This is a genomic window from Pontibacillus yanchengensis Y32 (assembly GCF_000770635.1).
Taxonomy (GTDB): Bacteria; Bacillota; Bacilli; order Bacillales; family BH030062; genus Pontibacillus; species Pontibacillus yanchengensis.
This window is the reverse complement of the sequence record NZ_AVBF01000092.1, coordinates 1-13,412: the sequence shown is the minus strand read 5'-3', so window position 1 is coordinate 13,412 and position 13,412 is coordinate 1. Positions and strand designations below refer to the sequence as shown.

The window sequence follows — 13,412 nt, the reverse complement described above, 5'->3', positions numbered from 1 at the left end:
TTAAAAAATTAACAGGTTGTTTACAAGTTGTTTTGTTCAGTTTTCAAAGTTCAATATGTCACCTTTCGACACATTCAAAGTATAGCACCCAATTTAACGAAAAGTCAACATTAAATTAACATTTTCTTAACATTGAATTGCTTTTGCTTTGTTTTTTGTGTCGTTAACTGTCTTCTTATGAAGCAGCACAATCTAATATAATAGATTCGCATTCATATGTCAATAAAATCTATTAATTTTGTTACATAATCTATTTACGTCTTTAAAAAACGTTAACAAACACTTATTACTTTTACATTAAAACCTATTTTATAGTAGTCTCTCTTTTTTTATAGAAACCAGTATTTCAGTTCGCCTCTATGTTTATATTTAGTCTTTCTCTCTACCAATTAATGAAACCTTCTAAAACGATGATATATTTTCTAAATTATTCACTATCTAAAGCTACCTCTCGCTCTTTTAAGCAGGTATTCTTTAAAATTGGGAAGGATAAAACAGAAATATAAAACTAAGAAAATAGAAGAGAACGGCTACTATAAAACCAGATGATGATGTTGTGTAATTACATAACCTAGCACTACGATTCCAATTAAAATTAGTATTAAAGAAAAAGTAATAATTATTTCTTTTCCATTTAAGAACAAAAGCGCAAGCGCCCGGATAGCGACGTATGTGCTGCGGCCTACACGACGTAGGTTGGTTCGATGTCGCTACGTGACGTAGCGGTTTTAATCGAACTTCCCCTGATTCCGTAGGAGATAAAGGAAACACGAAGAGCCATAGCGATTCGATGTTGACTTATCGCACAGAGGTGAGGGAAGCATACTAGTCGCCGGGCGCTGGAGCTGAACGTGGCCGCATCACTTTTTTCAGTTATACACAAGCGTTGAATTTTATAGTACGTTAGACAATAAAAAAACTGCTCCCCAAAACACAGGAAGCAGTTTCATCTAGCTTTGAAAATAATATATAGGACGATTGTTTTTCTTACGAAGCATTTTTGCTGCAATTCTTGCACCACGTACATCATCGCTGATTAGTACGATATCTTTTGTGCAATCAAAAGTGTCTTTTAGCTCTCTCGGCAGATAGGATAACGGGATATTTTGTGCACTAGGGTATGGTTGATTGTGTGCTGATACATAGTCTCGCACATCTATAACACAATAACGATCGTTTGAAATTGTACTTTGGTCAATCTTTTTCAAGTACATATGAGGTAAGGAAACATTGCGTACGAACCAAACCAATATGGCTGTTAAGGCAACGATAGCTATGATATACATCTTGTCACTCTCCTTTATATGACTATCTCGCCAGTCCACCCTAGCATTCCGTCAGAAAGGTTCGAGACATGTTCGAACCCATGTTGTTTTAAAAACAAGCAGGCATTCATGCTCCTCATTCCTATTCGACAAACAATGACTAGCTCACGGTCTTCTGGTAATTGATCTATTGACTCTGGTATTTTCTGTAATGGTATATGCACAGCTCCTGGAATCATTCCCTGAGCCACTTCGTCGTCTTCTCTTACATCTACCACGTATATTGTATTATTCTGACTAAGCTTTGATTCCAGTTCTTCACCATTTATTTCGTTAATATTGTACATGTAGGAATGCTCCTATTGTATTATTTAGTATTAGATTTCAATAATTTAGTTATAGAAGATTATATAATAAACCCAAACAAAAACCATCGCCCCTATTAAGCTCACTAATTTCAACCACCATGTTCTTACACTTAATAGCCTACGTAGTAACAAATAAAGAAAAAAGGATAAAAATCCAATCGCTATTGAAATAAGAATTGTCGTGAAAAAGAAATACAAAAAGAGTTCTGTAATCGAGAAATGATAAACATTGGGGTTACGATCTGAGATGGGTACATAACCATTAAAAGCTACAACAATAGAAAAAAGGAACGATGCCAAAATTGACACACTCATGACTTGCAGGAAATGAATAGAATTTCTTCTATAAGTTGAGGTCATGCCCTCTCCCCCTGTTTGAATTCTGCATTTTCTAATTTTAAATATTTTTGAACACAAGTCAATACATACGCTTAAGGGTATGTATCCCCATCGGAATAATCAAGATTAGTATCTTTTATCAATAAAAAGACCCCCAGCCGCATATATGGCTGAAGGTCTATTCAATCATTTAATTTGCAACAATATTTACAAGCTTCCCTGGAACTGCAATCACCTTACGTACTGTCTTGCCTTCAATCCATTCTTGGATCGTTTCATCTTCTAGTGCTCGCTTTTCAAGTTCTTCTTTATCAGCATCTTTAGGAACACTCATTTTTGCTCGTACTTTCCCCATTACCTGAAGAACGATTTCAACTTCATCGTCTTCTAGCTTGGCTTCATCATAAGTAGGCCAAGCTTGGTAGCTGATTGTTTCTTCATGACCAAAGACACTCCATAGTTCCTCTGCAAGGTGAGGTGCTACTGGTGCTATTAGTTTAGCAAAGCCTTCTGCATACTTTTTCGGTACTTCCTCTACTTTATAAGCTTCATTAATGAAGACCATCATTTGAGAAATACCTGTGTTAAATCGAAGTTCCTCAAAATTTTCCGTTACTTTCTTAACCGTTTCATGGTAGGTACGTTCAAGGTCTGTGCTTTGACTATTTTCTACTACTTTAGCAGATTGTGTACCTTCATCTGTAAATAAACGCCATACACGATCCAAGAAACGACGAGCTCCATCAAGACCATTTGTAGACCATGCTACTGCTGCCTCTAATGGTCCCATGAACATTTCATAAAGGCGAAGGGTATCCGCTCCATGTGTATGAACGATGTCATCAGGATTTACAACATTCCCTTTTGATTTACTCATCTTTTCATTATTTTCACCAAGAATCATGCCTTGGTTAAATAATTGCTGGAACGGTTCTTTCGTTGGTACTACACCAATATCATACAGTACTTTGTGCCAGAAACGTGCATATAACAAATGCAGCACAGCATGCTCTGCACCACCGATGTAAATATCGACTGGTAGCCATTTTTCTAATTTATCTTTATCAGCTATATTTATATCGTTATGTGGGTCTACATAACGAAGGTAATACCAACAACTACCTGCCCACTGTGGCATGGTGTTTGTCTCGCGACGTCCTTTCATACCTGTTTCAGGGTCTGTAACTGTTACCCAGTCCTCAATATTGGCAAGTGGGGATTCACCTGTACCAGAAGGTTTGATTTCACTAGTTTTTGGTAGTTCTAGTGGAAGGTTTTCTTCTTTGACAGGAGACATTGATCCGTCTTCCCAATGAATAATTGGAATAGGCTCACCCCAATAACGTTGACGGCTAAATAACCAATCACGTAGACGATACGTTGTTTTTCTTGAACCTTTGCCTGTTTCTTCTAACCAATTAATGGCTTTGTCGATTGCTTCCTGCTTATCTAACCCATTTAAGAAGTCAGAGTTGATGTGCTTTCCTTCACCTGTATAGGCTTCTTTTTCTACATCTCCACCTTCTACAACAGCTTTGATTGGAAGGCCAAACGTTTGAGCGAATTCATAGTCACGTTCGTCGTGTGCCGGCACTGCCATAATGGCACCAGTACCATAAGTCATTAGAACATAATCAGCGATCCATACTTGCAGCTTTTCTCCATTAATTGGATTTATCGCATAAGCGCCAGTAAATACTCCTGTTTTTCCTTGTGCTAAATCAGTGCGTTCTAGGTCACTTTTCTTTTCCGCTTCATCTAGGTACGTATCAATAGCAGCTTGCTGTTCTTGTGTGACAATATCTTTTACAAGTGGATGTTCAGGAGCTAAAACGGCATACGTTGCACCGAACAAAGTATCAGGACGAGTAGTAAATGCAGTGAAAGTGTGCTCGCTTCCCTCAATATCAAAGTACACTTCAGCACCTTCCGATTTACCAATCCAATTACGTTGCATATCCTTAATACTATCTGGCCAATCAAGCTCTTCCAGATCATCTAGTAAACGGTCAGCATACTCTGTAATCTTTAACATCCACTGCTTCATAGGTTTACGAATAACAGGATGTCCGCCACGCTCACTTACACCGTCTACCACTTCTTCGTTTGCTAGAACGGTGCCTAGAGCAGGACACCAATTTACAGGGACTTCATCAATATATGCTAGTCCTTGCTCATATAACTTAATGAAAATCCATTGGGTCCATTTATAGTAATTCGGATCTGTTGTGTTCACTTCACGATCCCAGTCGTATGAAAATCCAAGTGATTGAATCTGACGACGGAAATTATCAATATTTTGCTTCGTAAATGCTTCTGGATCATTTCCAGTATCTAAGGCATACTGTTCTGCTGGAAGACCAAATGCATCCCATCCCATTGGATGAAGGACTTCATATCCTTGCATTCGCTTCATGCGGGAAATGATATCTGTTGCTGTGTAACCTTCAGGGTGTCCTACGTGTAAACCTGCACCCGAAGGATAAGGAAACATATCCAACGCATAGAATTTCTCTTTGTTACTATAAACGTCTGTTTCAAACGTCTTGTTCTCATGCCAATAGTCTTGCCACTTCTTTTCGATAGACTTATGATCGTACGCCATACCCATTTACCTCCTCAATTTACCTCTTGCCTTCACTTCTGTGCCATATAGAAAAAGCCTCTCATCCCTATATAAATAGGGACGAGAGGCTTATATATCCACCCGCGGTACCACCCAGGTTAGTGTCATGTACACTCACTCAAGCTCCTTAACGCGGAGAAACGGCAAATCCTACTGCACTTTCAGATTTGCAGCTCAAAGGCGAGTTCATAAAGTACAAGGATAGCTTTCACCAACCGCTATCTCTCTATAGCTCTTGTTCCTTTACTACTATTCCTTTATCAATGCTGTTTGGCTTTCGGCACGTCATTTGTATTTCTTCATTCTAATGAAGCCATTTGCATTTGTCAAGTTTATTAAGGCAGTAGGCAGTAGTAAAAGGATTAGGAAATCGTGTGACATTATTGTAAATCCTGTTCATCAAGAATCATGTCATTCAAGCATTGAGAAACTTGTAAGTGCATACGATGAAGTTGTTCTTTTTGTTGATGATTAGCACTATGCATAAGCTTATCGATTTCATGTTCTAAGTCTTCTAAGCCAAGTTGAGCTTGCGTATATTCTTCATTGATTTGATAGCCCATTTTATTGGTTCTTTCTATTTGATCTCTTGCTGATTCTAATTTTTCATTCACATCATTCATCATATTTTCTATGGATTGTCTTGTTGCCATCATTAATCACCTCATTTGTAATGTGTGCTTTCTATGGCCTTGTAATGCATGAAATTTTGTCTTTATTTTTGATTTCATTTGTTTTTTACATATATCATTTGATATTCCATAATCCCCCATTATATTGAAGACTTGGATTCGAGATAATTTTGGGAATGATAGATGTTTCCGTTGCTTTAAATGGAATAAAGGTGGCCGTGGAACAACTCGCGTCCTGCCGGCGAGCTGGCAAGCCTCCTCAAGCCCAAAAGCGGGGCTTTGCGGGGTCTTGCCTACCTCTTTCTCCGGCGGGAGTCTCGTCGTTCCACGGCCACCTTTACTGTTGTTGGGATGAACGGAAACTAGAGTGGGACTTTTTCGTAATCATGGAATTCAAGAACGGGGAATGGTTCAGGATACGAAGTGATGCTATGCGGACATATAGTCTCTTATTCTTCAATTTAAAGGCTATTTTGCATTCGTAACGGACATACAGTACGCTATTGAGCCAAAATCACCTTAATGAAGGGTGTTTTTTCACAAATAAGGTACCCAATGTCCGTCAACCTCTCCAAAATAGGGTTTTCAGAGTAAATAAGAGCATATATGTCCGCTAGAAGATGTTCACCAACGTATTTTCGAGAGTCCGATCGTAACATTTCAGCAGGGATGGGTGGGAAACGGGGAGACTCCCGCGGGAGAAAGAGGTCGGCGAGATCCCCTGAGGGTGCATTTCCCCGAAGGTAGCTTGAGAAGGGGAGGTTCGACTAAAACCGTCACATCGTGTGACAACGTCGAACGACCCTACGTCGTGTAGGGCCGCCCGCAGGACGCGAGCCGTTTCCCACCCACCCCTAACCCTTTTTATGTATCGGACCCACTCACTCCCCCATATTATCTCGAATCCAAGTCTTCAAGCTGATGCCTCTATATTTGAATAACTATCCTCCCCATATACTCCCCTCTTTTAGTAGATGCTAAATAAACTCAATGTTCTGATTTCATCACACGAACGTCCCTCCTCTTTGTAATAAAAACTAGTCGTGCTACAATGCAAGTTAGAATGAATTACAACACGCAAGATAAAGGAGTTTCTAAATGGACAATCCATTTCCATATTCCTTTGGTCAAAAACGGTATCATTCGTGGAATTATCACTTAAAGAATACGTTCGGACATAAAGTGTTTAAAGTAGCCTTAGATGGTGGTTTCGACTGTCCCAATCGGGATGGCACTGTTGCTTATGGGGGTTGCACGTTTTGTTCAGCGGCTGGTAGTGGAGATTTCGCAGGGGATCGTGCAGAGGATTTAGAGGTACAATTTCATAAAATAAAAGACCAAATGCATCACAAATGGAAAGATGGTAAATATATGGCCTATTTCCAAGCCTTTACGAATACACATGCCCCAATTGAGGTGCTTCGTGAGCGATATGAGAAAGTTCTTAAACAGGATGGTGTCGTAGGGCTATCTATTGGAACGAGACCTGATTGTCTTCCTGATGATGTCGTAGAGTATTTAGCTGAATTAAATGAACGTGTCTATTTATGGGTGGAGTTAGGACTACAGACCATTCATGAACAAACAGCTTCTAAGATGAATCGGGCTCATGATTTCAAAACGTATGTTGAAGGAGTTAATAAACTTCGGAAACACGGTATTCGCGTGTGCTCTCATTTAATCAATGGCTTACCTGGTGAGACTTATGAAATGATGATGGAATCAGCTCAAGCTGTCGCTCATCTCGATGTACAAGGGATTAAAATTCACCTTTTGCATTTATTAAAAGGAACACCTATGGTGAAGCAATACGAAAAAGGTGAGCTTGAATTCTTAAATAAAGAAGACTATGTGAAGCTCATCGTCGATCAATTGGAAATCTTGCCTCCAGAAATGATTGTTCATCGCATAACAGGAGATGGTCCACCTGATTTATTAATTGGTCCTATGTGGAGTATGAATAAATGGGATGTACTCAATAGCATTGATGCAGAGCTTGAACAACGGAACAGCTGGCAAGGTAAATATTATAAAAAAGAGGCGAATCAACTACATGCTACAACGAATTCTTGATTATGCACATTTCTTATTAGAAGACTCCGTACATCCAGGTGATGTTGTGTTAGATGGCACAGCTGGAAATGGACACGACACGTTGTTTCTTAGTCAACTAGTTGGAAATAACGGAGAAGTGCTTTCTTTTGATATACAGGAGCAGGCTATCCTTTCTACAGAACAAAAAATAAACGAAAACAATGTAAAAAATATAACACTCATTCAAGATAGTCACGATAAGCTTAAAAATTACATTCCGGAACCTTCAACTAGACTGGGTGGAGCGATTTTCAATTTAGGCTACCTACCTGGAAGTGATAAATCTGTCGTAACCAAACCAGATACAACATTAACAGCTATCCAGGACACGCTTGACTTATTAAAACCACAAGGGCTATTAGTCTTAGTGGTCTATCACGGCCACCCTGGAGGACAAGATGAGAAAGAAGCGCTTCTCAAATACCTATCAAAACTCGAGCAAAAAGAATACAGCGTATTGCGCTATGGATTTGTTAACCAGGCAAACAATCCACCCTTCATTTTAGCTATTGAAAAGAAATAACCCGGGAGCCTTTTATTAGGCTAACCCGGGTTTTAGTTTGTGATATAGTTTGGTGTTGAGATAAAAGAATTTTGCCTTTAATCCACTTTCTTTTAGCAAATCTTTCACCATATAGTTGGCACCTTGAATAGACTGTACTTTTCGATCTGCTAAGTACATACCAACCAACCCTTTCTGAACCATATGGTGAAAAGAGGCATGAGGTAGATCGTTAATGTGTAATTTGGTTTGATCAATAAAATAGACAAATCGATCCTTCATATGATTTTCATGCTCATAATACGAACAGAAATTTAAATCTCCTTCATCTAGATCCTCTTGTTGATCAATGTAATAATCCAATAGAATATGTAGCCCTTGCATATAAGGAAAGTAGCTATTGTACACGTTCCTCGTAAGCTCCTCTGTTAAGTGATCACTAAAAGCGTAAGAAACTAAACAAAATATACCGAGCGTTGATCCTGAGCATGCTGAAAACTCATACCAGCTCAAGTCATTCCATTTCTCCGCATGTTCATCAAACCAAGTTCGTAACCTTGGAACTCGCTCCTCGAACGTGACATGTTTATGTACCTGTAAATCACAATACAAAGCAGCTAGTTCTTGTGTGTATGGCTTAATGATTTCATATTGGCCTATTTTAGATAAGGTAGCTTGACACGTCTGTACTAAATCATGAAGATAGTTGCCATCATCCTTTTCTTCTCGGTACGCATAATATTCCTTAAGGTCTGCTCCTGGATTTAATGCATCCAACATAGATTGATGAAGGCATCTAAAATCATCTGGGTCTAGAGAGGTACTACGATCACAAAGGTTGTCTAAATAATCCGATATTGTTTGATACGCAACAATAAATCGAATAGCTTCTTGCCAATTTTGTTGCGACAAAAGGGAATATATAGAGCCACCTTCACAATGAAATGTTTTTGCCTCAATGGAATCTAGTGCTTGTTGTCGAAGTTCTTGATTAGGTATTTGCTCCGCTCTATTTTGCCAATAAGCTAATTCCTTATTCGTGTAAGGAAATATTCGTCGATAAATTGTCGTCATTAAATGAATAGGTGTACTCGGAATAGACAAATGCCTAGCCTCCTTTTACGTTGCTTTAGGGGTATGAAGCTCTAAAAATGCCTTAGCATATTGAAAAACCTCTTCCTTTTCAGGATCATTAAAGATCTCATGATACAGGTTTCCCCATTCTTTGTAACTTTTTTCATCTATTGTTATGCTATCAAACCATTTTCTCGTGTTTTCTTTATCTACAATTTTATCATCTCCAGCTTGCATCACAAGAGTTGGCAAGTTTGGATACATATTTATTTTTTCAAAAGCGACTTTCATTCCTTTATTTAGTTCGCTAAACCATTTCACAGAAACCTTCTTTAGAATTAAATCATCTTGTTCATCATTAGCTCTTACAACAGGGTCTCTTGTGACAAGTTCTGACGACATATTACTGCTGAACTTTGTTTTAGGTGCTAGTATTTTCAATCCAGAAGCGATGACTTTCAAAGGCTTAGGTGGATTGAAGCTAAGTCCGAGACTAGGTGAGGATAAAATTACTCGCTCAATAGGCAATTTCTTTTCTTGAAGGGTTCGGATTACGGCTAAGCCTCCCATGCTATGACCTAACAAGAAAATAGGCAATCCAAATGTCTCGGCGTGTTCTACCCATTTTGAAATGGTAGCTATATACTCCTGAAAGGAATCAATGTGGCCTTTCTTTCCATCATGGTATCCATGAGCAGGTAAGTCACCATAAATACAATGATACCCTTCCATACGGAATCGGTTAGCAAGCCACTCATAACGTCCCGAATGTTCAAATGCACCATGAACTATTACAATCGTTGCCTTTGGTTGGTCTGATAATACTTGTTTCATATCAATCGCTTCCTTCCCCTACAAATAAAAGATTTTGTTATACTATTTATAACACCATATGTTCAAGGAGGATTCAAATGATATACGAATATAAAGGAAAAATTCCACAAATTCATGAGACAGCGTATCTTGCCGATGACGTTGTCGTTACTGGTGACGTAACAATTGAAGAAGAGGTAAGTATTTGGTTCAAAACAGTTATTCGTGGAGATGTTGCCCCTGTACATATTGGCAAAAGAACAAACATACAAGACCAAAGCCTTCTCCACCAAAGTCCTAACATGCCACTTATTATAGAAGAAGGAGTAACAGTTGGACACCAGGCCATGCTTCATTCCTCCCACATTAAAAAGAATGCCCTTATCGGAATGGGCTCTACCGTTTTAGACGGGGCAGAGATTGGGGAAGGGGCTTTCATTGGAGCAGGAAGTCTAGTTCCTCCAAATAAAAAAATTCCACCACACACTCTTGCATTTGGCAGGCCTGCTAAAGTAATAAGAAATTTGACCGATGAAGATAGTAGGGAGATGGACCGAATCAGAAATGAATATGTAGAAAAAGGGCAGTACTATAAATCTTTACAAACTAAGGAAACATAGCCGATTTGTTTCAAGGCTATTCATACATCCACTGGAGAAACTAAACACCAAGGAGGTGCACAATAATCGATGTTAGAAACATTAACGATTAGTACAATCCTCATGAGTGTACTACTTATTGTCCTCTCCTTGTTTCAAAGCGTCCAACAATCGTTTAAAAAGCTTTTAAAATGGTATAGTTTATTATTTATGGTTTCTTCTATAGCCCTAGGTACCATTGCAATGCAGCAAAACCAATATCAATGGATGTCGACGGTCAAAAATTGGTTCAGTTCTAATCAAGCACATGTAACGGCAAACAGTTTAAGCGCTGAAGAGTTAGAGCCTATTGTACCACTTATTGATCAGTATCACTTGGCAGAAAAAGTCCAGTTATCTGCGCCTACTTCTAATCAATATCCTGAGTTACCAAGGGGTTGCGAAGTCACGTCATTAAGCATGTTGCTCCAATATCATGATATAGATGTAGATAAGATGACCCTTGCCAAGCAAGTTCCAAAGGATACTACACCTTATAGTGAAAAGGATGGCGAGATATCATTTGGGAATCCGAATAAAGGGTTTGTAGGCAATATGTATAACTTGAGTAAACCTGGATATGGAGTTTACCACGGACCTATAGCAAACCTTACGGCTCAATATGTGGACGCGGAGCGTGTGAATGACTTCAGCGGCGGCTCTTTTTTCCAAATTCTTGAGCAATTAAACGAAAAGCGACCTGTCTGGGTTATTACGAATACCACGTATAAGAAACTATCTGAAGATTACTTTGAAACCTGGAAGACACCTCAAGGTCCCAAGCGTATTACGATGAAAGAACACTCCGTATTAGTAACCGGCTATGATAGTCAGTCTATTTATTTTAATGACCCGATATCAGGACAAAAGAAAAAAGCACCCATTTCGGACTTCCGAGAAGCATGGGTGCAAATGGGCAAGCAAGCGATTTCCATTAAGTAATGGATAGCTTGCTTGTTGATTTATCTTCTTCCATTAAATCTTTCATGGAATATTTTCGCTCTACATAAATTTGATGCCATAACATGAACATAAGAACCGTCCAGATTTTTCGGGAGTAGTCTGCTTTTCCTTGAACATGATCTTCAAGCAATTGCATGATAACTTTTTTCTCAATCAAGTGGTCTGTTTCACTGTTCTGAATAAGCTGCTTAGCCCAGTCATACAATTCATCTTTTAACCAATGACGAATGGGAACAGGAAAGCCTAGTTTTTTTCGATCGAGAACGTGATCTGGAACAATTCCACGAGAAGCTTTACGCAAAATGGATTTTGTCGTGCCTTCTGCGATTTTCATATCAACTGGAAGCTGACGAGCCACATTAAATACTTCCTTATCTAAGAAAGGCACCCTTAGTTCAAGTGAATTTGCCATCGTCATTTTGTCAGCTTTCAACAAAATGTCCCCGCGAAGCCAAGTCTGCATATCAATGTATTGCATTTGATTTACAGGATGGTTTGATTCAACTTGACTGTATAAATCAGTTGTTAACGATTGATAGCTTGATTGCTGATGATAATCCTTCAGAATCGATTGTTTGTCAGCTTCTTCAAACATTTTCGCATTACCGATATAACGTTCCTTTAAAGGCGTAGTTCCACGTTCTATGAAGCTTTTGCCTTTGACGCCTTCAGGTAATACCTTCGCTACCCGGCCTAACAAGCTTTTTATGGTTCCTGGCATCGAGTCAAACATCTTCAAGGACTCTGGTTCACGATAGATGTTATATCCACCAAACAGTTCATCCGCACCTTCACCAGATAAGACAACTGTGACATGCTTTCTTGCTTCACGTGCTACAAAATACAACGGCACACATGCTGGATCGGCTAATGGATCGTCCATGTGCCACATAATTTTAGGTAGCTTTTGAATGTATTCTTCTGGTGTTATCGTGTACGAAATATTTTCTACACCAAGTTTATCAGCAGTCTCTTTCGCAACATCTACCTCTGAATATCCATCACGTTCAAACCCTACGGAGAAGGTCTTAATATTCGGATTGAACTCTCGTGCCATTGCCACAATGATAGAGGAATCAATTCCACCGGACAAGAAGGAGCCTACTGGTACATCACTTCGCATATGTACATTGACTGAGTCATATAGTACATCTTGTATTTCTTTAATCCACTTCTGTTGCTCACCTGATACCTGTGTAAACGTAGCATGAAAGTAACGGTGGAACTCAATCGATTCACTCGGCTTTTTAACAAAGTAATAACCTGGCTCGACTTTATGTATGCCATCTGTAAGCGTCATTGGCTCAGGAACATATTGGAAGCTTAAATAATGCTGCAATGCCTCTGTATTCACTAGTTCATTTTCCTGTAGGAGCGTGATACTTTTCTTCTCAGAAGCAAAGTACGTTTCGCCATTCTGTTCACTATAAAATAACGGCTTTATCCCGAATGGATCTCGCGCGCCATATAGCGTTTGCTCTTGTTTATCCCATATTAGGATAGAGAACATTCCACGTAATTGTGAAAACGCTTGTTCACGTTGATCACTGAACATGACAGCAATGACTTCTGTATCAGACTCTGTTTCAAACGTGTATCCCTTCTTTTGAAGAGACTCGCGCAATTCAACATAGTTGTAAATTTCACCATTAAAAACCATCCAATACCGTTCATCTTCATAGCTTAACGGCTGATGGCCACTCTCAATATCTATAATACTTAAACGACGAAAACCGAAGGATACATACTCATCATGGTAATAACCCTCATCATCTGGTCCTCGATGGGTAATAATATCATTTCTTTGTTTAAATCTCTGCTTCCCCTCTTCATCTAAAGGAGAAGGCATATGTCGTATAACTCCAATAAAACCACACATACGAAGGATCCTCTCTTTCTGGTCACATTCCTGTTTTAGTTTACCACAAAAGCATTATATGGGAAACATAGTTATAATAAACTAAAACGAAAGTGCCCCTAAGTGTTATTCAAAAAGAATAGAGTGTTTGAATGTTGATTTTCAGGCTATTTTTATAGGATTTGTTAAATACTGCTGCAACTATTCCTTAATAGCCCCATTATGTTGAAGACTTGGATT

Annotated in this window: 11 protein-coding genes and 1 other annotated feature; of the genes, 4 read left to right on the top strand and 7 right to left on the bottom strand. The window is 38.9% G+C overall.

Annotated features, from left to right (window positions below; genetic code table 11):
- Nucleotides 1–950: 950 nt before the first annotated feature.
- From N782_RS19220 to N782_RS19200, 4 genes are all read right to left on the bottom strand, one after another.
- Nucleotides 951–1,286: a rhodanese-like domain-containing protein gene (locus N782_RS19220; RefSeq protein ID WP_052111454.1), complete on the bottom strand. Its 336-nt coding sequence runs from the start codon at nucleotides 1,284–1,286 to the stop codon at nucleotides 951–953.
- Between the two features lie 14 nt (nucleotides 1,287–1,300).
- Nucleotides 1,301–1,612 (bottom strand): rhodanese-like domain-containing protein, encoded by a 312-nt coding sequence (locus N782_RS19215; protein ID WP_036824215.1) that lies wholly within the window; start codon nucleotides 1,610–1,612, stop codon nucleotides 1,301–1,303.
- Between the two features lie 550 nt (nucleotides 1,613–2,162).
- Entirely contained in the window at nucleotides 2,163–4,577 is a 2,415-nt protein-coding gene (gene leuS, locus N782_RS19205) for a leucine--tRNA ligase (protein ID WP_036824210.1), read from the bottom strand.
- Between the two features lie 74 nt (nucleotides 4,578–4,651).
- Nucleotides 4,652–4,871, bottom strand: a binding site (T-box leader).
- A gap of 107 nt (nucleotides 4,872–4,978) precedes the next feature.
- Entirely contained in the window at nucleotides 4,979–5,254 is a 276-nt protein-coding gene (locus tag N782_RS19200) for a DUF2524 family protein (protein ID WP_237582697.1), read from the bottom strand.
- A 1,074-nt stretch (nucleotides 5,255–6,328) separates the two neighbouring features.
- On the opposite strand from N782_RS19200, the gene mnmL reads away from it, so the two are divergent.
- Both mnmL and mnmM read left to right on the top strand, forming a co-directional pair.
- Nucleotides 6,329–7,303 carry a tRNA modification radical SAM protein MnmL/YtqA gene (gene mnmL, locus N782_RS19195; RefSeq protein WP_036824207.1) on the top strand — a complete coding sequence of 325 codons (975 nt, stop codon included), beginning with the start codon at nucleotides 6,329–6,331 and terminating at the stop codon, nucleotides 7,301–7,303.
- Nucleotides 7,284–7,847, top strand: coding sequence for a tRNA 5-(aminomethyl)-2-thiouridylate-methyltransferase MnmM (gene mnmM, locus N782_RS19190; protein ID WP_036824204.1), 564 nt, complete (start codon nucleotides 7,284–7,286; stop codon nucleotides 7,845–7,847). Before mnmL ends, mnmM begins: the two co-directional genes overlap by 20 nt.
- Before the next feature lie 15 nt (nucleotides 7,848–7,862).
- Here mnmM and N782_RS19185 read toward each other — a convergent pair whose 3' ends face one another.
- Nucleotides 7,863–8,930: a tetraprenyl-beta-curcumene synthase family protein gene (locus N782_RS19185; RefSeq protein ID WP_036824202.1), complete on the bottom strand. Its 1,068-nt coding sequence runs from the start codon at nucleotides 8,928–8,930 to the stop codon at nucleotides 7,863–7,865.
- A gap of 15 nt (nucleotides 8,931–8,945) precedes the next feature.
- Nucleotides 8,946–9,734 (bottom strand): alpha/beta hydrolase, encoded by a 789-nt coding sequence (locus N782_RS19180; RefSeq protein ID WP_036824200.1) that lies wholly within the window; start codon nucleotides 9,732–9,734, stop codon nucleotides 8,946–8,948.
- Nucleotides 9,735–9,811: 77 nt separating this feature from the next.
- Here N782_RS19180 and N782_RS19175 point away from each other — a divergent pair, with 77 nt between their 5' ends.
- Nucleotides 9,812–10,333 carry a gamma carbonic anhydrase gene (locus N782_RS19175; RefSeq protein WP_036824198.1) on the top strand — a complete coding sequence of 174 codons (522 nt, stop codon included), beginning with the start codon at nucleotides 9,812–9,814 and terminating at the stop codon, nucleotides 10,331–10,333.
- 69 nt (nucleotides 10,334–10,402) lie between these two features.
- On the top strand, nucleotides 10,403–11,293 hold the full coding sequence (locus tag N782_RS19170) for a C39 family peptidase (RefSeq protein WP_052111453.1): 891 nt from the start codon (nucleotides 10,403–10,405) through the stop codon (nucleotides 11,291–11,293).
- Here the strand turns inward: N782_RS19170 and asnB are convergent.
- Entirely contained in the window at nucleotides 11,286–13,193 is a 1,908-nt protein-coding gene (asnB, locus tag N782_RS19165) for an asparagine synthase (glutamine-hydrolyzing) (protein WP_036824195.1), read from the bottom strand. The genes N782_RS19170 and asnB overlap by 8 nt on opposite strands.
- Between the last annotated feature and the right edge of the window lie 219 nt (nucleotides 13,194–13,412).

Excerpts from the sequence above, each read along its gene's own strand:
- N782_RS19215 (WP_036824215.1), bottom strand. The coding sequence starts at position 1,612 with ATGTACAATATTAACGAAATAAATGGTGAAGAACTGGAATCAAAGCTT.
- leuS (WP_036824210.1), bottom strand. The coding sequence starts at position 4,577 with ATGGCGTACGATCATAAGTCTATCGAAAAGAAGTGGCAAGACTATTGG.
- N782_RS19180 (WP_036824200.1), bottom strand. The coding sequence starts at position 9,734 with ATGAAACAAGTATTATCAGACCAACCAAAGGCAACGATTGTAATAGTT.
- asnB (WP_036824195.1), bottom strand. The coding sequence starts at position 13,193 with ATGTGTGGTTTTATTGGAGTTATACGACATATGCCTTCTCCTTTAGAT.
- N782_RS19175 (WP_036824198.1), top strand. The coding sequence starts at position 9,812 with ATGATATACGAATATAAAGGAAAAATTCCACAAATTCATGAGACAGCG.
- N782_RS19200 (WP_237582697.1), bottom strand. The coding sequence starts at position 5,254 with ATGATGGCAACAAGACAATCCATAGAAAATATGATGAATGATGTGAAT.
- N782_RS19170 (WP_052111453.1), top strand. The coding sequence starts at position 10,403 with ATGTTAGAAACATTAACGATTAGTACAATCCTCATGAGTGTACTACTT.
- N782_RS19220 (WP_052111454.1), bottom strand. The coding sequence starts at position 1,286 with ATGTATATCATAGCTATCGTTGCCTTAACAGCCATATTGGTTTGGTTC.
- mnmL (WP_036824207.1), top strand. The coding sequence starts at position 6,329 with ATGGACAATCCATTTCCATATTCCTTTGGTCAAAAACGGTATCATTCG.
- mnmM (WP_036824204.1), top strand. The coding sequence starts at position 7,284 with ATGCTACAACGAATTCTTGATTATGCACATTTCTTATTAGAAGACTCC.